Raw genomic sequence first — 18,406 nt, 5'->3', positions numbered from 1 at the left:
ATTGAGTCGGTGTGTCGCACGATCTGGCTGATATTTCGAGCTTTTTTTGTGACCGATGCGATCAGCAGGCCGCCGGGACGCGTGAATTTAATGCCGTGGGACGACTCCGAGAGGCACCGAGATGGTTCCGAGGTGATCGCCGACCGATCAATTTCGAACACGCATTTCATTTACTGGGTACTCGGCCTGCTCCGGTTCTGTGAGCGTGCCCGCTGCCAGCGTCCGAGAAGCCCCTCGGGCACCTCTTCCGCGGTGAGCGCGAAGACGAGATGGTCGCGCCAGGCCCCGTCGATGTGGAGATAACGCGGCCGGAGCCCTTCCTCGCGGAATCCGAGTTTCTCCACGACGCGGCGGCTGGGTCCGTTCTCCGGGCGAATGCAGACCTCGATACGGTGCAGTCCCACCGTGCGGAAGCAGTGGTCGGTCGCCAGCGCCACGGCCGTCGGCATCACCCCGCGCCCCGCCACCGCCTGGTCCACCCAGTAGCCGACGTGCCCCGAGCACATCGAGCCCCAGGTGATCCCGGCGACGGTCAGCTGGCCCACCAGACGGCCCTGGTACTCGATCACGAAGGGCAGCATCCGGCCCGCGTTCGCCTCGGCGCGCAGATGGCGGACCATCTGCCGGTAGGTCGGCCGGTGCGCTATCGGCCCGCTGGGGGTGGGGGGCGGAATGGTCGCCTCCCAGGGCCGCAGCCAGTCGCGGTTGCGCCGGTTCACCTCGCGCCATGCCCGCTGGTCGCGCACCTTTATCGGCCGGAGGACGACGTCGCCGTCCACCAGTTCGACGGGCCAGGACGGGCTGTTCAGCTCGCACCCCCACTGCCGCTGGGTCTGGGGTGGTCGCCGCCGCGGATCTGCTCCACGGCGTGGACCAACAGGGGCTCCAGGACGGCCAGACCGTCCTTCACCCCGCCGGTGGAACCCGGCAGGTTGACGATCAGCGTCCGTCCCGCGACTCCGGCGAGCCCCCGGGACAGCGCCGCCGTCGCGACCTTCTCTCTTCCGAACGCCCTGATGGCCTCAGGAATGCCCGGCACCTCGTGATCCACTACCCGCCGGGTCGCCTCGGGCGTCCGGTCGGTGGGCGAGATCCCCGTGCCACCGGTGGTCACGATGACGTCGTACCCGGCTTCCACGCCGGAGCGCAGCGCCGCCTCCACGGGGTCGCCGTCGGGCACGACCCGGGGGCCGTCGACGGTGAAGCCGTACGCCGTGAGCCCCTCCGCGACCAGGGGCCCGCCCCGGTCCGCGTAGACACCCGCGGCGGCCCGGTTGGAGGCGGTGACCACGAGGGCGCGGTACGACGGTGACGTCATGCCCGGCTCCAGTCGCCCGACTTCCCGCCGGTCTTCTCCTCGACCCGTACGTCCGTGATGACCGCCCCCTTGTCGACCGCCTTGACCATGTCGATCACGGTCAGGGCCGCCACACTCACCGCGGTGAGGGCCTCCATCTCGACGCCCGTACGGTCGGTGGTCCGCACGGTGGCGAGGATCTCGACGGCGTCGTCCGCGACCGACAGGTCGATCTTGACACCCGACACCGACAACGGGTGGCACAGCGGGATGAGATCCGGGGTGCGCTTGGCGCCCATGATGCCCGCGATGCGCGCGGTCGCCAGGGCGTCGCCCTTGGGCACTCCCCCGCCGCGCAGCAGTTCGACCACACGGGGGGAGACCAGGACACGGCCGCTCGCGCGGGCGGTGCGCGCGGTCACGTCCTTCCCGGAGACGTCGACCATGCGGGCGGCGCCCGCCTCGTCGATGTGGGTCAGTCGGTCCTGCGTACTCATGTGCGGCAGCGCTCCCGGTCGGGCCTGTTGTGCGCGACACGGTACCGCCAACTCGGGGCGGGCAGCCGGGCAGGACCCTCCGGGGCCGCGGCCGGTCAGCCGAGCAGAACCACTTCGACCTCGGTGCCGGGCTCGACCGAGGTGGTGTCCTCGGGCACGACGATCAGCGCGTCGGCGTGCGCGAGGGCCGCGACCAGGTGGGATCCGGCGCCGCCGATGGGTGTCACCCTGCCGTCCTCGTACGTCCCCCGCAGGAACTGCCGGCGGCCCGAGGGCGAGGTCAGCGCCTTCTCGGTCTCCAGGGTCGCTCTGGCGGTGGGACGGTGGACGTCGTCCACGCCCATGAGCGTGCGGATCGCGGGGCGGACGAACAGTTCGAAGGAGACGTACGACGACACGGGGTTGCCTGGCAGGGCGAGCAGCGGGGTGTGGTCGGGGCCGATGGAGCCGAAGCCCTGGGGCTTGCCCGGCTGCATGGCGAGCTTGCGGAAGTCGACGCCGGCGCCCTCCTCGTCCTCGTCGCCCACCGAGGACAGGGCCTCCTTGACGACGTCGTACGCGCCGACGCTCACACCGCCGGTCGTGACCACCAGGTCGGCGCGGATGAGCTGGTCCTCGATGGTGGAGCGGAGCGTCTCGGCGTCGTCGGCGACCGCGCCCACGCGGTAGGCGATGGCCCCGGCGTCGCGGGCGGCGGCGCACAGGGCGAAGCTGTTCGAGTCGTAGATCTGGCCGGTGTCCAACGGCTCGCCCGGCTGGACCAGTTCACTGCCGGTGGACAGGACGACCACGCGCGGGCGGGGGCGCACGCGGACGGTGCCGCGGCCGATCGCGGCCAGCAGGCCGAGCTGCGGGGGGCCGAGGACCGTGCCCGCTCCGAGAGCGAGGTCGCCCGCCCGCACGTCGCTGCCCTTCGCGCGCACGTGGGCGCGTGCTTCGGCCGGTCGGTGCACCCGCACCTGGCCGGAGGCGCCCTCGGGGGCGGCGCTGTGGGCGCGCATCCCGGAGACCGGGCCCTCGCCGAGCCCTCCGTCGGTCCATTCCACCGGGACGACGGCTTCGGCGCCGGGCGGCAGCGGGGCACCGGTCATGATGCGGGCGGCCTGCCCGGGACCCACGTGCGGCAGCTCGCCCACGCCAGCCGCGACATCGCCGACGACGGTGAGCACCGCCGGGTACTCCTCGCCGGCGCCCGAGACATCCGCGACCCGCACCGCGTACCCGTCCATCGAGCTGTTGTCGAACGGCGGCAGGGAGACCGGCACCGTGACGTCCTCGACCAGGACGCAGCCCTGGGCGTCGAGGAGTTGCAGCTCGATGGGTTCGAGGGGGCGGACGGTCGCGAGGATGTCCTCCAGGTGGTCGTCCACCGACCAGAGGCGGTCCTGGCCGGTGGTGCGGGCGGCGGCGCTGCTCAAGATCCCTGCATCTCCTCGGCTACGTAACTGCGAAGCCAGGTCCGGAAGTCCGGGCCCAGGTCTTCACGTTCGCACGCGAGTCTGACAATGGCACGCAGGTAGTCGCCGCGGTCCCCGGTGTCATAGCGGCGGCCCTTGAAGACGACGCCGTGCACCGGACCGCCGACCTTCTCGTCGGCGGCGAGCTGCTGGAGGGCGTCGGTGAGCTGGATCTCGCCGCCGCGGCCCGGCTCGGTCTTGCGCAGTATGTCGAAGATGTGGGGGTCGAGGACATAGCGTCCGATGATCGCGTAGTTGCTGGGCGCGTCCACCGGGTCCGGCTTCTCGACCAGGCCGGTGACCTTGACCAGGTCGCTCTCACCGGTGCTCTCGACGGCGGCGGAGCCGTAGAGGTGGATCTGCTCGGGCTCGACCTCCATCAACGCGATGACACTGCCGCCGTGCTGCTCCTGGACCTCGACCATGCGGGCCAGCAGGGGGTCGCGGGGGTCGATCAGGTCGTCGCCGAGGAGCACCGCGAAGGGCTCGTGACCGACGTGCGGGGCGGCGCACAGAACCGCGTGACCGAGACCCCTGGGGTCGCCCTGGCGCACGTAGTGCATGGTCGCGAGGTCGCTGGACTCCTGGACCTTGGCGAGCCGGCTGGCGTCGCCCTTCTTCTGGAGGGCCGACTCCAGCTCGTAGTTGCGGTCGAAGTGGTCCTCGAGGGGGCGCTTGTTGCGGCCCGTGATCATCAGGACGTCGTCGAGACCCGCCGACACGGCCTCTTCGACCACGTACTGGATCGCCGGCTTGTCGACGACCGGCAGCATCTCCTTGGGAGTGGCCTTGGTGGCAGGCAGGAACCGCGTGCCGAGGCCTGCTGCGGGGATGACAGCCTTGCTGATCCTGGGGTGCGACTCAGTCATGCCCGTAACCATATCCGGTGGCTATGAGCAGAATCTGTGGCTCCGGTCAGTTGGCTCTCATATGAGCAGATAAAGAACCACGGGGAGCGATCTGTGCATCACGCCGGACGTGAGGCCGAGCCTGACAAGCGAATGTTGCGCCAAGGATTCCTGGCGGTGAGAAGCAGGTTGACAGCCGGTGACCTGCGGGAGACGGCCGAAGCCCTGGCCGTGCGCGCGCTGGAGCTGCCGGAGTTGGCGCAGGCGCGCACGGTGGCGGCATACGTATCCATGGGGAGTGAGCCGGGCACCCGCGCGCTCCTGGACGCCCTGCACGCCCGCGGCGTGCGTGTCCTGCTGCCGGTCCTCATGGCCGACAACGACCTGGACTGGGGCGCGTACACGGGCGAGGGCTCTCTCACCCGGGTCCAACACGGTGGGCGGATGGCCCTCTTGGAGCCCGCGGGTGAGCGCCTGGGCCCCGAGTCCGTCCAGGAGGCCGACGCCGTCCTGCTGCCCGGCCTCGCGGTGGACCGGCGCGGACTGCGTCTGGGGCGCGGCGGCGGCTCGTACGACCGCGTACTGGCCCGTCTGGAGCGCGCGGGGGCCGATCCGGCCCTGGTGGTGCTCCTGTACGACACCGAGGTCGTCGAGGACGTCCCGCGCGATCCGCACGACCGTCCGGTGCACGCGGTGGTGACGCCTTCGGGGGTTCGGCGCTTCCGGTGACGTGCCCCGTGACGTGCCCCGTGGCGGCCCGGCCGGGTGCGGGCGGCCCGGCGGGCCCGCGGGACGCGCGAAGGGCCCTCCACGCGTGCGTGGAGGGCCCTTCGCGCTGATGCCGTCAGCGCCTCACGGCTTGAGCACCAGGGTGTCGCTCGTGCTCTTGTCGACCGCCTTCGCCGAGAAGGCCCACGGCAGCAGCTCACCCTCCGCCCACTTTTCCGTCTGGTCGGTGTAGTGCGCGCTGTAGGCGTGCCCGGACGCCCCGGAGAGGTTGATCCACTTCGACTTGTCGAGGTCGTCGAGGTTGACCACCATGCGCATCGACGGCACCCAGACCACTCCGTAGCCGCCCGCGGCGTTCCAGCCGGTCGCGTTGACCGTCGCCTCGCCGCCGCTGAGCTTCCAGGGGCCGCGGTTGAGCATGTACTTAAGGAAGGCGGGTCCCTCGGTGCCCAGGGTCTGGTTCTTCAGGAACAGGCGGTGCAGCCGGCCCCAGCTCCAGGTGTCGAGGTCCTTGCCTAGCTTGGCGGTCAGCTCCCAGCGGGCGTCCTTCATGGCCCGCACGAACAGCTCGTCACGGGTGTCGATCGCCCTGTCGAGGCGCGTCTTGGGCGCCTTCCACCAGTCGTTGTGCTCATCGTCGATGATCTTGCGGACCACCTCGAACCAGCGGTCGCCGCCGTCCGGCTGCGCCTGGTCGGCGTCACGCTGACCGCATTCCAGGACCTTACGGTCGTCGTCCGCGGGACCGGTGTTGTCGACCGGGTCGACGTACAGGCACTGGCCCTTGACCCGCAGCTCCTTGGGCAGCTTGTTGCCGAAGGCCAGCTTGAGGATGTTGCGCCAGACCGCGTTGAAGTAGGCGGCCGCCGCGGAGTCGGCGTCCTGGGTGTAGTCCCAGCCCTCCAGGAGCTTCTGCGCCTCACGGACGTTCTTGTCGGCGATGTCCAGCTTGAGCAGCTTGGGCACGATCAGCTTCGCGATCTCGCTGCTGTTGTCCAGCTGCATCTGCCGCATGTCGTCGGTGGAGATCTTGCCGCCACCGCCGGTCTTCGTCGTGATCAGATCGGTGATCCGCTGGCTGCGCGCGCCGTAGCCCCAGTCCGTGGTGAGCGTGTACGGGTACTTGTCCTTGTCGACGACGGCCTGGTTGGCGGTGACGATGTAGCCGCGCCTCGGGTCGTACTCGTAGGGCAGTTCGGCCTGCTTGATGTAGCCGGTCCACCTGTACTTGGGGTCCCAGCCGGGCGAGGGGAGCGAACCGTCGTCGCCCTTGGGGCGGGTCGGGATCTTGCCGGGCAGCTGGTAGCCGATGTGGCCCTTGGGGCCCTTTCCGTCGGCGTAGACCAGGTTCTGCGAGGGCACCTCGAAGGACTCGGCCGCCTTGCGGAACTCGTTCCAGTCCGCCGCCTTGTCGATCCGGAAGACGGCGTCCATGGAGGTGCCGGGGTCCAGCGCGGTCCAGCGCAGCGCGATGGCGTAGCCGTCGCCGCGGTCGGGCGCCGCGGAGTCGACGGTGGCCTTCTTGCCGACCTTGACCAGTTCGTCGTCACGGTCGGACAGGAGGGGTCCGTTGTTGGTGGTGCGCACGACGATCGTCTTGCTGCCGCCGCCCGCGATCCTGATCGTTTCCTTGCGGGTGGTGAAGGGCTTCACCTTGCCGTCGTACTGGTACCCGTCGCCGGTGATCTTCTCCAGGTACAGGTCGGTGACGTCGACCCCGGAGTTGGTCATGCCCCAGGCGATGTTCTGGTTGTGGCCGATTATCACGCCGGGCATGCCGGCGAACGTGTAGCCGGAGACGTCGTACGAGCACTTGCTGGAGACCGCGGTGCAGTGCAGGCCCATCTGGTACCAGACGGAGGGCAGCGAGGCCGACAGGTGCGGGTCGTTGGCCAGCAGCGGCTTGCCGGTGATGGTGTGCTCGCCGGACACGACCCAGGAGTTGGAGCCGATGCCGTTGCCGCTGACGCCGACGGCCGTGGGCACGTCGTCTAGGACGTCGTAGAGCTTGGAGAGCTGGCTCTGCAGACCGCCCGGCGCCGTCGTGTCGCCGGCCAGCCCGGTGCCCGCCACCGACTGGCCGGTACCACCGGTGCCCGCCGAGCCGCCCTGGACGTACGACTGCGTGACGCTGTCGTACGCGCCGTTCTGCGTGATCGTCTTGTTCCGGTCGTACGGGTACTCCGGGTACAGGTCGGCGATCTGCTTCGGGCCCAGGCGGCTGGTCATCAGGGAGCGGTCGATCTCCTCCTGCATGTTGCCGCGCAGGTCCCACGCCATCGCCTTGAGCCAGGCCACCGAGTCGACCGGGGTCCACGCCTCGGGCGCGTAGTCGTTGGTGAAACCGAGGGCCGCGTACTCCAGGGAGATGTCCTTGCCGTCCTTGCCCTTCAGGTAGGCGTTGACTCCCTTGGCGTACGCCTGGAGGTACTTCTTCGTGGAGGCCGACAGCTTCGTGTCGTACTCCTCCTTAGCGACCCGGTTCCAGCCCAGCGTGCGCAGGAACTCGTCGTTCTTGACCTGGCCCTTGCCGAACATCTCGGACAGCCGGCCCGAGGTCATGTGGCGGCGCACGTCCATCTCGTAGAACCGGTCCTGCGCCTGGACGTAGCCCTGGGCCATGAACAGGTCCTCGTCGGAGGACGCGTAGATCTGCGGGATCCCGTAGCCGTCCCGCTTCACGTCGACGGGCCCGGAGAGCCCTTCGAGCGTGAGGGAGCCCTTGGTCTGCGGGAAGGAGGCACGGACGGTGCTGACTCCCCAGTACCCCCCGTAGGCCACGCCTCCGATCAGGGCCAGAACCAGGACGATCAGGATCAGACGGGCTCGGCGCCCCTTCTTCCTGCCGGACTTGCCGGGCTTTTGGCCGGAAGAGGCGGTGGTGTTCGGGGGCATCGCTGTCCTTGCTGTCCTAACGCGAGCGGCAGGCGGTCCTGGAGTGCTGGAGCAACCATAGGCGCAGGGCCCACCGCGCCTTGACGCGGAGTCGGGTACCCGGACGGCCGAGCGTTTGATCTCGGCCTCAGGAGCGTCAAGAAAGCGTCAAGAGTTAGGTAAGGTAACGAAGTACTTGGACCGCTGTACCGACTTCCGGCGTTCGGATCGACAAGCTCGGATCCCGTGCCCGGATCGGCGAGAAGGGAACGGCCGCTGACTGTCCACCACCTCAACCAGCTCCTGCTCGTCTGCTCGCTCGTCCTGCTCGTCGCGGTGGCAGCGGTTCGGATCTCCTCGCGCAGCGGGCTCCCCAGCCTGCTCGTCTACCTGGGCATCGGCATGGCCATGGGCCAGGACGGCGTCGGCGACATCCACTTCAGCAACGCCGAGCTGACCCAGGTCATCGGATACGCGGCCCTGGTCGTGATCCTGGCCGAGGGCGGCCTCGGCACGAAGTGGAAGGAGATCAAGCCGGTCCTTCCGGCCGCCGCCTCGCTGGCACTGGTCGGCGTCGCGGCGAGCGTGGGCGTCACGGCCGCCGCCGCCCACTATCTGATCGACCTGGAGTGGCGGCAGGCGCTCATCATCGGCGCGGTGGTGTCCTCGACGGACGCCGCGGCGGTCTTCTCGGTGCTGCGCAAAATCCCCCTCCCCTCCCGCGTGACGGCCGTCCTGGAGGCCGAGTCGGGCTTCAACGACGCCCCGGTGGTCATCCTCGTCGTCGCGTTCAGCACGGCCGGCCCCGTCGAGCACTGGTACGTACTGGTGGGAGAGATAGCCCTGGAGCTGGCCATCGGCGCGGCCATGGGCCTCGCGGTCGGCTGGCTCGGCTCCTGGGGGCTGCGGCACGTGGCGCTGCCCGCCTCCGGCCTCTACCCGATCGCCGTGATGGCGATCGCCGTCACCGCCTACGCGGCCGGCGCCCTCGCGCACGGCAGCGGCTTCCTCGCCGTCTACCTGGCCTCGATGATGCTCGGCAACGCCAAGCTGCCGCACTGGCCCGCCACCCGGGGCTTCGCCGAGGGACTCGGCTGGATCGCCCAGATCGGCATGTTCGTCCTGCTCGGCCTGCTGGTCACACCGCACGAGATGGGCGACGACATCTGGCCCGCGCTCGTCATCGGCCTGGCGCTGACCGTGGTGGCCCGGCCCCTGAGCGTCTTCGCCGCCCTGCTGCCCTTCCGCATCCCCTGGCAGGAACAGACGCTGATGTCCTGGGCGGGGCTGCGCGGCGCCGTGCCCATCATCCTGGCGACCATCCCGATGGTGAGCGGCATCGAGGAGAGCCGCCGGATCTTCAACATCGTCTTCGTCCTGGTCGTCGTCTACACCCTCGTCCAGGGCCCCACGCTGCCCTGGCTGGCCCGCACGCTGCGGCTGGGCGAGTCCACGGGCCCCGCCGACCTGGGCATCGAATCCGCGCCCCTGGAGCGACTGCGGGGGCACCTGCTGTCCGTGGCGATCCCCAAGGGGTCGCGCATGCACGGCGTCGAGGTCGCCGAGCTGCGCCTGCCCGCGGGCGCGGCCGTCACCCTCGTCGTACGCGAGGGGACCTCCTTCGTACCGATGCCCACGACGGTGCTGCGGCGCGGCGACGAACTGCTGGTGGTGGCCACCGACCCGGTCCGCGACGCGGCCGAACGGCGGCTGCGCGCGGTGGGCCAGGGCGGCAAGCTCGCGGACTGGCTGGGCCCCCTGGGCGGCGGCAGCGGACGCTGAGACGCCGGGAATCCACCCCGTTGCGCATTCACAGGCGAGCGGCACGGTGGTGCTCGCTTTCACAGGTACCGCACGCATCTCCCCCTGTACCATGAAGGCATACTTTGATCGAACCAACTCTGCCTGACGCAGAGCTGGCGCGACCGTATGGCGGTCGCGGTGCCCTCGCAGTGGGCGGCGCGGCATCTACCGCAGTTCCGCGCAAGAGGACAGCTCTCGGCGCCCCCGCACGGGCGCGCTACCAGGCGGCAGAAAGGCACGGGCCGTGGCATCCACGGTCACCTCCCGCCCCGGGTACGGACAGCTGCTGCGCACCCGCGGCGCCTGGACGTTCCTGCTTCCCGGCTTCGCGGCGCGCCAGCCGTTCGCGATGCTGACCATCTCCCTCGTGCTCCTCGTCCAGCACACCACCGGCTCGTACGGGGCCGCCGGCGCCGTCGCCGCGGCCACCGGTGTCTCCATGGCGCTGTTCGCGCCCTTCACGGGCCGTCTCGCCGACCGCCACGGACAGCGGGCCGTCCTGCTGCCCGGCGTGCTGGTGCACGTGCTGGCCGCCCTCTGCCTGACGGCCCTGGCCCTGTCGGACGCCCCCCTGTGGGCCCTCTTCCTCGCCGCCGTGCCGACCGGCGCCTCGGTGCCGCAGATCGGGCCCATGATGCGCGCCCGCTGGGGCGTGAAGCTCCACGACTCGCCCCTGATGAGCACCGCGGCGGCCTTCGAGTCCGTCACGGACGAGCTGACCTTCGTCCTGGGCCCGCTGCTCGCGACCGCCCTGTGCACCACCGTGCACCCGGCGGCGGGCCTGCTGACCGAGGCCACGCTCACCCTGGTCGGCGGCCTCCTGTTCGCCGCGCAGAAGAGCACCCAGCCCGCCACCGCCCGCGAGGGCCACGCGCGCGTGGAGCACGGTTCCGCGCTGCGGATCCCCGGGGTGCGCGTACTGATCGTGACCTTCCTGGGCATCGGTTCCGTCTTCGGCGGCATGCAGGTCTCGCTCGCCGCGTTCAGCGAGTCCATCGGCGAGCCCGGTATGAACGGCGTCCTGTACGGCGTCTTCGCCGCGGGCAACATGCTGTCGGGCGTCGTCTGCGGCGCCATCGCCTGGAAGGTGGCCCCCCGCAGGCGCCTGGTCGTCGGCTACGCAGCCCTCACGCTCACCGCGTCCGGACTGTGGGCCGCCCACTCCGTGGCCACGCTCGTCGGCATCGGACTCCTGGTCGGCATGTGCATCGCTCCGGCCCTGATCACCGGCTACACACTGGTCGAGGGGCTGGTGCCGGCCGGCGCCCGCACCGAGGCCTTCACCTGGCTGACCGGCGCCGTCGCCCTCGGCCAGGCCGCTGCCGTCACGGTGGCCGGGCAGATGGAGGACCGCCTGTGGGACGGCGCCGGATTCCTGGTGCCGATGGGCGGTACGGCCCTGGCGCTGATCACCCTGCTGGCCCTGCGCTCACGGCTCGCGACACGACCCGCCGGCCGCACCGTCGCACGTGGCGTCGGTCACCGAGTGCCGGTGACAGTGGACTGATCTCTCGGAATACGTCAGTATGGACCGTCGTTAGCACTCACTGAGTGAGAGTGCCAGGAGGAAGACAAGTGCCGACCTACCAGTACCAGTGCACCGAGTGCGGCGAGGGCCTCGAGGCGGTGCAGAAGTTCACCGACGATGCCCTGACCGAGTGCCCCAACTGCGGTGGCCGCCTGAAGAAGGTGTTCTCGGCCGTCGGCATTGTCTTCAAGGGCTCCGGTTTCTACCGCAATGACAGCCGCGGCTCCTCGTCGACGAGCTCGCCGGCGTCCAAGCCGTCGACGTCCTCACCGGCGTCGTCCTCTTCGTCCTCGTCCTCGTCTTCGACGACCTCGTCGTCCTCGGAGTCGAAGTCGTCGGGCAGCGGTTCGTCCAGCAGCTCCGCCGCTTAGTCCGCCACGCGGGACGCGGTGCGGTCCGCCACGCGGGACGCGATTTCCACCAGGCCCTGCCGTCAGCCGACGGCGGGGTCTTCGGTGTGCCCCGGCCCCGGCCCCGGCTAGGGTGCGGTTCATGGCGAACACGGAGAACCCACTGAACCCGGCCGGGGAGCAGCAGCCGGCCGCGGCTGAGATCGGCGTCATCGGCGGCTCGGGCTTCTACTCCTTCCTCGACGACGTGACCGAGATACAGGTGGACACCCCCTACGGGCCGCCCAGCGACTCCCTGTTCCTCGGCGAGATCGCCGGGCGACGGGTGGCCTTCCTGCCGCGCCACGGCCGCGGCCACCATCTGCCGCCGCACCGCATCAACTACCGGGCCAACCTGTGGGCGCTGCGCTCCGTCGGCGCCCGGCAGATCCTCGGGCCCTGCGCGGTGGGCGGTCTGCGCCCCGAGTACGGGCCGGGGACGCTGCTCGTGCCGGACCAGCTGGTCGACCGGACGAAGGCGCGCGCGCAGACGTACTTCGACGGACTGCCGCTGCCGGACGGCACGGTGCCGAACGTGGTGCACGTGTCGATGGCCGACCCCTACTGCCCTGTCGGCCGCGAGGCCGCTCTGGTGGCGGCGCGCGGGCGGGACTGGGAGCCGGTGGACGGCGGCACGCTCGTGGTGGTCGAGGGGCCGCGGTTCTCCACCCGCGCCGAGTCGCTGTGGCATCAGGCGCAGGGCTGGTCGGTGGTGGGCATGACCGGCCATCCCGAGGCCGCGCTCGCTCGTGAACTCGAGCTCTGCTACACGTCGTTGACCCTGGTCACCGACCTGGACGCGGGCGCGGAGGCCGGCGAGGGCGTCTCGCACGACGACGTCCTCAAGGTGTTCGCCGCCAACGTGGACCGGCTGCGGGACGTGCTGTTCGACGTGGTGGCGGGGCTGCCGGAGAACGGGACGCGGGACTGCCTGTGCACGACGGCGATGGGCGGCATGGATCCGGGGTTCGACCTGCCGTGACGGTCGGCGCGCGGGGAGGAGCCGGGGGGACGGGCCGGTGAGGACGAACCGGTGGAGAGGCTGGTGGAGAAGCCGGTCAAGAAGCCGGTGCGGAGGCTGGCGCGGATGCCGGTGAAGGGGCTTGGAGGGACTGGTCGGGAGACCCGTCCGGACGGGTGGAACTCCTCGTTCGGGTGAGGGAGTTGTCCACAACTCGTCGGGGATCCACCGGCTCCGACGGGATCCGCCGCGAGGCCTCATCGTGGGATCGCAAGCCCGGTCCCTCGTCGCAGGTGGTGGTTCCCCATGGCCCAGCTCTCTCCTTCCGTCCGGCCGCTCCCCACGGCTCCCGTCCTCCCCTGGGACGCGGTGGTCCCCTCGGGCCCGCCCGACCCCTATGACGTGTACGAGCAGCGTCCGCCCAGCGTGGACGCGCCCCCGACCTGCGAAGTGCCGCAGTTCCCGCCCGTTCGCGTACGCGGCGGGCGGTACGGGCTGCGGCGCCTCACCCGGCACCGGCGGCGGGCGGTGGCCGCTGGTCTCGCGGTCACCGCGGCGGCCCTCGTGGCGGCCGGCCCCCGAGCCGTGGAGCGGGCGCGCGGTCACCCGGCGTCCCCGGCCTCCGCCTCGCCGTCGGCCCCACCCGCGTCCGCTTCCTCCTCCGCTTCCTCGTCGTTCCCCTCCTCACCCTCCCGTTCCGCCTCCGGTGCCGTACGGGGAACCGGCGGGGGCGAGATGGTGGCGGCGCCGGTGCGGATCGCCGACGCGGCCACGGTGCGGCTGCTCAGGCCGGGGGACCGCGTCGACGTGGTCGCGTCGGACGGCCGCGGTCAGGGGCGCGTGGTCGCGGCAGGGGCCCGGGTGAGCGCGGTGCCGGACTCCGGAAGTACCGAACCCGGTGCGCTGGTCGTGCTGTCCGTACCCCGGCCCGCCGGGGCACGGCTGGCGGGCGCGGGCATCACCTCACGGCTGGCGGTGACACTGTGCTGAGGACTCCGCCTGATATCGAATCAGTGTCAAGTCCCACACCGGAGCTACGGAATTGGACAGCTCCCGCATGTCCTGCCGTAGGTTGCGGAGCTGTTTGTTCCGCAACTTGTGCAGAGGGGCCTCTTGGTGAGCGAGAAGCAGCAACCCGGCGTCTGGGAGGGTTTCAAAACCTTCCTCATGCGGGGCAATGTCATCGATCTGGCCGTCGCGGTGGTCATCGGAGCCGCCTTCACCAACATCGTCAACTCGGTGGTGAAGGGCATCATCAACCCCTTGGTGAGCGCGGTCGGCACGAAGAACCTGGACAGTTACACCTCCTGTCTGAAGGGGCCGTGCCACGGCAGCGGGGACACCGCCACGGGCGTCCGCATGATGTGGGGTTCGGTGCTGGGCGCCACGCTCAGCTTCGTGATCACCGCGGCCGTCGTCTACTTCCTGATGGTCCTGCCGATGTCGAAGTTCCTGGCCCGGCAGGCCGCCCGCCAGAAGGCGAAGGAGGGCACGCAGGAGGTCATCGAGGTGTCCGAGCTGGAGGTGCTCAAGGAGATCCGCGACGCCTTGCTGGCTCAGCGCGGTTCGGGGCAGCGGCCCGACTAGTTCACGAAGCCGCGGGGACCGGCGGGGGGCCGGTCCCGACGGGGCGGGGGCCGCTGTCGGCGGCCCCACTGCCCGGCTCAGATGTGGTGGGGCGGCTTCTCGTCGAGGAAGCGCTTCAGGTCCGCCGCGCTGTCGCCGTCGCCGCCCGACCGCTCGCCCCACCCCTGGTCCGTGTCGTCGGAGGACTGCTGGCTCAGCGGGTCGTCGAAGACCAGCGTCGGCTTCCGCGGCGCGGGACGTGCCTCCCCGGACGACTCGGTGCGCGGTTCCGGGGTGTCGCGCGGTTCGGGCGCGGGGGTGCCACTCATGCCTTCAGGGTACGCCGAGGGCGTGCCGGCCCCGCACGCCACGATCGGGAGATCAGGCCCCCCACGTGGGCGTTCCGGGTTCTTTTCTGCTGTGCTTGGCCGCATGACGTCCAGTTCCGCTTCCGAACCCGCACCGACGCCCGACACGTCCCGGCTCGGGCCCCTGCGCAGGATGACCGCCCGAGGGCGGGACGAGACGCACCGGGTCGCGACGCCGCTCGAGCTCTTCTTCGACCTGTGCTTCGTCGTGGCGATCGCCCAGGCCGGTGCCGAGCTGATGCACTCCATGGCCGGGGGCCACGCGGGCGAGGGCATCCTCAACTACGTGATGATCTTCTTCGCCATCTGGTGGGCGTGGATGAACTTCACATGGTTCGCCTCGGCGTACGACAACGACGACGTGCTCTTCCGAGTGGTCACGCTGGTGCAGATCGCCGGTGTGCTGGTGCTCGCCGCCGGGGTGTCGCGAGCATTCGAGGACCACGTCTTCCTGGCTGTCTGGCTCGGCTACGTGATCATGCGGTTGGCGCTGATCACCGAGTGGCTGCGAGTGGCTCGCTCCGCCGGGGGCGCCGAGCGCACGATGGCACTGCGGTACGCGGTCGGCGTGCTGCTGTGCCAGGTCGGCTGGCTCGGGCTGCTGGTCCTGCCGGACTCCGGCCGCGCCTGGGTGTTCCTGGTGATGGCACCCTTGGAGATGTGCGTCCCGCTGTACGCGGAGAAGGACTTCGTCACCTCGTGGCACGCGCACCACATCTCCGAGCGGTTCGGCCTGTTCACGATCATCGTGCTCGGCGAGTCGATCTCCGCGGCCACGGTCGCGGTGAAGACGGGCGTGGACGAGCACGACGCGCTGGGCCACCTGCTCCCGATCGCCGTGGGTGGACTGCTGATCGTCTTCGCCGCGTGGTGGATCTACTTCGCGGTGCCCATCCACGGCTTCCTGCGGTCCAACAGGCAGTCGTTCCTGTGGGGGTACGGCCACTACCTGATCTTCTCGTCGGCGGCCGCGATCGGCGCGGGCCTGGAGGTCGCGGTGGAGGAGGCGGTCGGCAAGGCGCACATCTCGACACTCGCCGCGTCCGCGACGGTGACACTGCCGGCGGCGCTGTACTTCCTCATGGTGTGGCTCCTGCACGCACGCCACTTCAAGGTGGGCACCGCTCAGCAAGTGGTGCTGCCGACAGCCGCGTTGCTGATGATCCTGTGCACCTTCCTCGGCGAGTGGGCGGTGCTCGTGGCCGGAATCGCGGCGACCCTGGCGGTGGCGGTGGGAGTGGTTCTGGCCACGCGGACGAGCACGCCGGAGAAGCGGGAGACGGCGGGGGCCGCGTAGGGGCCGGGCGGGCATCACGGGCACGAGCGCGGGCGGGCGGACGGGCGGGGAGAGTCGGACTCGGGCAGAGGCAGGCGAAGGACAGAGGCAGACGGCCGGATAGAGGCGGACGCAGGCAGAAGCAGGTCCAGGCAAAGACAGACACAGGCGGGCGGCGAGTAGGGGAGGCGGCCACACGCGGATGGTAGGCGCGCGGTGAGCGCCGGACGGGGAGGGGGCGTCGAGGGCGGGGCGGTGGAAAGACTGGGCCCATGACAGTTGACGCTCTGACAGACGTCGCGGGGCTGCGCGTGGGGCACGCGACACGCACCGGCGGCGGTTGGCTCACCGGTACCACCGTGGTGCTCGCTCCCCCGGGCGGCGCCGTCGCGGCCGTCGACGTGCGCGGCGGTGGACCCGGCACCAAGGAGACCGACGCGCTCGACCCGCGCAACCTGGTGCAGAAGGTCGAGGCGGTCGTCCTGACCGGCGGCAGCGCGTACGGGTTGGACTCCGCGTCGGGGGTGATGGCCTGGCTGGAGGAGCGGGGCCGTGGCGTGCGGGTGGGTGTCGATCCGGCACACGTCGTACCGGTGGTGCCCGCCGCCTGCGTCTTCGACCTGGGCCGCGGCGGCGACTTCCGGGCGCGGCCGGACGCGGCCACGGGCCGGGACGCGGTCGAGGCGGCCGACGCGAGCGGGCCGGGAGCCCCGGTGGCGGAGGGGTGCGTGGGCGCCGGTACGGGGGCGACGGTCGGGGCGGTCAAGGGCGGGGTCGGATCGGCGAGCAGCGTGCTCGACTCGGGGATCACGGTGGCCGCGCTGGTGGTGGCCAACGCCGCGGGATCGGCGATGGATCCGGAGACGGGAGCGCTGTACGGGGAGTTGCTGGGGGGCGGCCGGGCGAAGTATCCCGGGGCCGGGGTCCACGAGGTGGCTCGAAGGCGGCTCGCCGCGGCCGCCGCGAGGAACACGCCGCCGCCGCTGAACACCACGCTCGCCGTCGTCGCGACCGACGCCGTCCTCACCCGGGCACAGGCGCACAAACTCGCCGGGACGGCACACGACGGCATCGCCCGCGCGGTGCGGCCGGTGCATCTGCTCAACGACGGGGACACGGTGTTCGCGCTGGCCACCGGCGTCCGGCCGCTCACCGCCGGGGACCCGCTCGCGCTCAACGAGATTCTGGCGGCCGGCGCGGACCTGGTGACACGGGCGATCGTGCGGGCGGTGCGGGCGGCCGGGTCGGTGGACGGTCCCGGCGGGACGTGGCCGTCGTACGAGGAGTTGTACGGGAGTCGGTAGGCGACTGTCGGTGGTCAGTGGGGTGGTCGGCAACCGGTGGCCGGTGACGGTGGTCGACAACCCGTGGCCGGTGGTCCGGGGGTGCCCACGAAGGGGGCGATTGTCCGGGTTCTGTCACCGGATGGCGTCAGACGGAGATCGCGGGAACCCATCTCCGCACCGCTCGCTCTTTCTCCACGCACCGGAGCGGATCACCCACATCACAAGGAACTGGAGAAGCCCGTGAATACGCCGAACTCAGCAGCGCGGCGCGCACTGGGGGCCTGTGCCGCCCTGATGGTCGGCGCCCTCGCCCTCACCGCCTGCGGCGGCAACGCCAGTGCCGACACCGACCGCAAGGGCGGCAAGAGCGGCAGCGGCTCGGCCAGGACGTCCACGGCGAAGATCGCCATCTCGGCCAAGGACGGTTCGACGAGCGCGTCCATCAACGCGACCGGCGTGAAGGTCAGCGACGGCAAGCTGACGGACGTGAGGATGACGGTGTCGGGGAGCGGGGCCGCCGTGCCGGGGGCGATAGCCGCGGACGGCGGCAGCTGGCGGTCGAAGGCACAGCTGGAGCGCGGGACGAAGTACGAGATCTCGGCGACCGCGAAGGACACGAGCGGGCGCACGGCGGCCGCCAACTCCATTTTCACGACGGTCTCTTCGGGCAACAGCTTCATCGGTACGTACACGCCCGACGACGGCAGCACGGTCGGCGTCGGGATGCCGGTCTCCTTCACCTTCGACAAGGCGATCAACAAGCAGAATGCCGTGCAGTCGCACATCAGCGTCACGTCCAGCAGCGGGCAGCGGGTGGTCGGGCACTGGTTCGGCGCGCAGCGGCTCGACTTCCGGCCCGAGGAGTACTGGAAGGCCGGCTCCAAGGTGACGATGAAGATCGACCTGGACGGCGTCGAGGGCGCGAACGGCGTCTACGGCGTCCAGAAGAAGACGGTCGCCTTCACCATCGGCCGCTCGCAGGTCTCGACGGTCGACGTCAACACGCAGACCATGACGGTGGTGCGGGACGGCAAGACCCTCAAGGCGGTGCCGATCTCGGCCGGCAGCCCGGAGCACACCACGTACAACGGGCAGATGGTGATCTCGGAGAAGTTCGCGCAGACGCGGATGAACGGCTCGACGGTGGGCTACGGCGGCGAGTACGACATCCCGGACGTGCCGCACGCGATGCGCCTGACGTCGTCGGGGACGTTCGTCCACGGCAACTACTGGTACAACCGCGGGAATCCGCCCTTCGGCCGGCAGGGCACCAGCCACGGCTGCGTGGGAATGGCCGATGTGCAGGGCGCGCAGGGGGACACGACCGCCAAGTGGTTCTACGACAACTCCCTGGTCGGGGACGTCGTGACGGTGAGGAACTCGCCCGACAAGACGGTCGCGCCCGACAACGGGCTGAACGGCTGGAACATGTCGTGGAGCGCGTGGACCGCGGGAAGTGCCGCGTGACGCGGGGCCGTTGACGCCCGAGCGGGCCGTGTGGGAACTTGCCGCGCGGCCCGCTCGTTT

Annotated in this window: 17 protein-coding genes; 10 read left to right on the top strand and 7 right to left on the bottom strand. The window is 70.7% G+C overall.

Annotation, left to right across the window (positions count from 1 at the left end):
- Positions 1-170: 170 nt before the first annotated feature.
- The 5 genes from GFH48_RS23195 to galU all read right to left on the bottom strand — a co-directional run bounded on the left by GFH48_RS23195 (position 171) and on the right by galU (position 4,120).
- Positions 171-779 carry a GNAT family N-acetyltransferase gene (locus GFH48_RS23195; protein ID WP_153290090.1) on the bottom strand — a complete coding sequence of 203 codons (609 nt, stop codon included), beginning with the start codon at positions 777-779 and terminating at the stop codon, positions 171-173.
- A gap of 26 nt (positions 780-805) precedes the next feature.
- Positions 806-1,318, bottom strand: coding sequence for a MogA/MoaB family molybdenum cofactor biosynthesis protein (locus GFH48_RS23190; RefSeq protein WP_153290089.1), 513 nt, complete (start codon positions 1,316-1,318; stop codon positions 806-808).
- Positions 1,315-1,794 (bottom strand): cyclic pyranopterin monophosphate synthase MoaC, encoded by a 480-nt coding sequence (moaC, locus tag GFH48_RS23185; RefSeq protein ID WP_153290088.1) that lies wholly within the window; start codon positions 1,792-1,794, stop codon positions 1,315-1,317. The genes GFH48_RS23190 and moaC overlap by 4 nt, the downstream gene beginning before the upstream one ends.
- A 95-nt stretch (positions 1,795-1,889) precedes the next feature.
- Complete coding sequence (gene glp, locus GFH48_RS23180) at positions 1,890-3,212, bottom strand: molybdotransferase-like divisome protein Glp (protein WP_153290087.1); 1,323 nt, start codon at positions 3,210-3,212, stop codon at positions 1,890-1,892.
- Complete coding sequence (gene galU / locus GFH48_RS23175; RefSeq protein ID WP_153290086.1) at positions 3,209-4,120, bottom strand: UTP--glucose-1-phosphate uridylyltransferase GalU; 912 nt, start codon at positions 4,118-4,120, stop codon at positions 3,209-3,211. The genes glp and galU overlap by 4 nt, the downstream gene beginning before the upstream one ends.
- Before the next feature lie 132 nt (positions 4,121-4,252).
- Between galU and GFH48_RS23170 the strand changes: the two genes are divergently transcribed.
- The gene (locus tag GFH48_RS23170) at positions 4,253-4,828 is read left to right on the top strand and encodes a 5-formyltetrahydrofolate cyclo-ligase (protein WP_153290085.1); all 576 of its coding nucleotides are present in this window, start codon (positions 4,253-4,255) and stop codon (positions 4,826-4,828) included.
- 123 nt (positions 4,829-4,951) lie between these two features.
- Here GFH48_RS23170 and GFH48_RS23165 read toward each other — a convergent pair whose 3' ends face one another.
- Positions 4,952-7,723 carry a penicillin acylase family protein gene (locus GFH48_RS23165; RefSeq protein ID WP_153290084.1) on the bottom strand — a complete coding sequence of 924 codons (2,772 nt, stop codon included), beginning with the start codon at positions 7,721-7,723 and terminating at the stop codon, positions 4,952-4,954.
- A gap of 225 nt (positions 7,724-7,948) precedes the next feature.
- Between GFH48_RS23165 and GFH48_RS23160 the strand changes: the two genes are divergently transcribed.
- The 6 genes from GFH48_RS23160 to mscL all read left to right on the top strand — a co-directional run bounded on the left by GFH48_RS23160 (position 7,949) and on the right by mscL (position 13,970).
- A complete protein-coding gene (locus GFH48_RS23160; RefSeq protein WP_153290083.1) occupies positions 7,949-9,484 on the top strand; it encodes a potassium/proton antiporter in 1,536 nt (511 codons plus the stop codon).
- A gap of 265 nt (positions 9,485-9,749) precedes the next feature.
- Positions 9,750-11,012 carry an MFS transporter gene (locus GFH48_RS23155; RefSeq protein WP_153290082.1) on the top strand — a complete coding sequence of 421 codons (1,263 nt, stop codon included), beginning with the start codon at positions 9,750-9,752 and terminating at the stop codon, positions 11,010-11,012.
- Positions 11,013-11,080: 68 nt separating this feature from the next.
- On the top strand, positions 11,081-11,404 hold the full coding sequence (locus GFH48_RS23150) for an FmdB family zinc ribbon protein (protein WP_153290081.1): 324 nt from the start codon (positions 11,081-11,083) through the stop codon (positions 11,402-11,404).
- 121 nt (positions 11,405-11,525) lie between these two features.
- Positions 11,526-12,404, top strand: a complete 879-nt coding sequence (locus tag GFH48_RS23145; RefSeq protein WP_153290080.1) for an S-methyl-5'-thioadenosine phosphorylase — start codon at positions 11,526-11,528, stop codon at positions 12,402-12,404.
- A gap of 285 nt (positions 12,405-12,689) precedes the next feature.
- Entirely contained in the window at positions 12,690-13,373 is a 684-nt protein-coding gene (locus GFH48_RS23140; RefSeq protein WP_228120897.1) for a hypothetical protein, read from the top strand.
- A gap of 126 nt (positions 13,374-13,499) precedes the next feature.
- Positions 13,500-13,970 carry a large conductance mechanosensitive channel protein MscL gene (gene mscL / locus GFH48_RS23135; protein ID WP_153290079.1) on the top strand — a complete coding sequence of 157 codons (471 nt, stop codon included), beginning with the start codon at positions 13,500-13,502 and terminating at the stop codon, positions 13,968-13,970.
- A gap of 77 nt (positions 13,971-14,047) precedes the next feature.
- Here the strand turns inward: mscL and GFH48_RS23130 are convergent, their stop codons facing one another.
- Positions 14,048-14,278 (bottom strand): hypothetical protein, encoded by a 231-nt coding sequence (locus GFH48_RS23130; RefSeq protein ID WP_153290078.1) that lies wholly within the window; start codon positions 14,276-14,278, stop codon positions 14,048-14,050.
- Between the two features lie 103 nt (positions 14,279-14,381).
- On the opposite strand from GFH48_RS23130, the gene GFH48_RS23125 reads away from it, so the two are divergent.
- The 3 genes from GFH48_RS23125 to GFH48_RS23115 all read left to right on the top strand — a co-directional run bounded on the left by GFH48_RS23125 (position 14,382) and on the right by GFH48_RS23115 (position 18,346).
- Positions 14,382-15,614, top strand: a complete 1,233-nt coding sequence (locus GFH48_RS23125) for a low temperature requirement protein A (RefSeq protein ID WP_153290077.1) — start codon at positions 14,382-14,384, stop codon at positions 15,612-15,614.
- A 251-nt stretch (positions 15,615-15,865) separates the two neighbouring features.
- Positions 15,866-16,897, top strand: coding sequence for a P1 family peptidase (locus tag GFH48_RS23120; protein WP_153290076.1), 1,032 nt, complete (start codon positions 15,866-15,868; stop codon positions 16,895-16,897).
- 222 nt (positions 16,898-17,119) lie between these two features.
- A complete protein-coding gene (locus GFH48_RS23115) occupies positions 17,120-18,346 on the top strand; it encodes a L,D-transpeptidase (protein ID WP_153290075.1) in 1,227 nt (408 codons plus the stop codon).
- Positions 18,347-18,406: the final 60 nt, after the last annotated feature.

Origin of the sequence: Streptomyces fagopyri (genome assembly GCF_009498275.1) — a bacterium.
GTDB classification, from domain to species: domain Bacteria; phylum Actinomycetota; class Actinomycetes; order Streptomycetales; family Streptomycetaceae; genus Streptomyces; species Streptomyces fagopyri.
This window is presented reverse-complemented; position numbering and strand designations above follow the sequence as displayed.

Excerpts from the sequence above, each read along its gene's own strand:
- GFH48_RS23190 (WP_153290089.1), bottom strand. The coding sequence starts at position 1,318 with ATGACGTCACCGTCGTACCGCGCCCTCGTGGTCACCGCCTCCAACCGG.
- moaC (WP_153290088.1), bottom strand. The coding sequence starts at position 1,794 with ATGAGTACGCAGGACCGACTGACCCACATCGACGAGGCGGGCGCCGCC.
- galU (WP_153290086.1), bottom strand. The coding sequence starts at position 4,120 with ATGACTGAGTCGCACCCCAGGATCAGCAAGGCTGTCATCCCCGCAGCA.
- GFH48_RS23170 (WP_153290085.1), top strand. The coding sequence starts at position 4,253 with ATGTTGCGCCAAGGATTCCTGGCGGTGAGAAGCAGGTTGACAGCCGGT.
- GFH48_RS23165 (WP_153290084.1), bottom strand. The coding sequence starts at position 7,723 with ATGCCCCCGAACACCACCGCCTCTTCCGGCCAAAAGCCCGGCAAGTCC.
- GFH48_RS23145 (WP_153290080.1), top strand. The coding sequence starts at position 11,526 with ATGGCGAACACGGAGAACCCACTGAACCCGGCCGGGGAGCAGCAGCCG.
- GFH48_RS23140 (WP_228120897.1), top strand. The coding sequence starts at position 12,690 with ATGGCCCAGCTCTCTCCTTCCGTCCGGCCGCTCCCCACGGCTCCCGTC.
- GFH48_RS23130 (WP_153290078.1), bottom strand. The coding sequence starts at position 14,278 with ATGAGTGGCACCCCCGCGCCCGAACCGCGCGACACCCCGGAACCGCGC.
- GFH48_RS23125 (WP_153290077.1), top strand. The coding sequence starts at position 14,382 with ATGACGTCCAGTTCCGCTTCCGAACCCGCACCGACGCCCGACACGTCC.
- GFH48_RS23120 (WP_153290076.1), top strand. The coding sequence starts at position 15,866 with ATGACAGTTGACGCTCTGACAGACGTCGCGGGGCTGCGCGTGGGGCAC.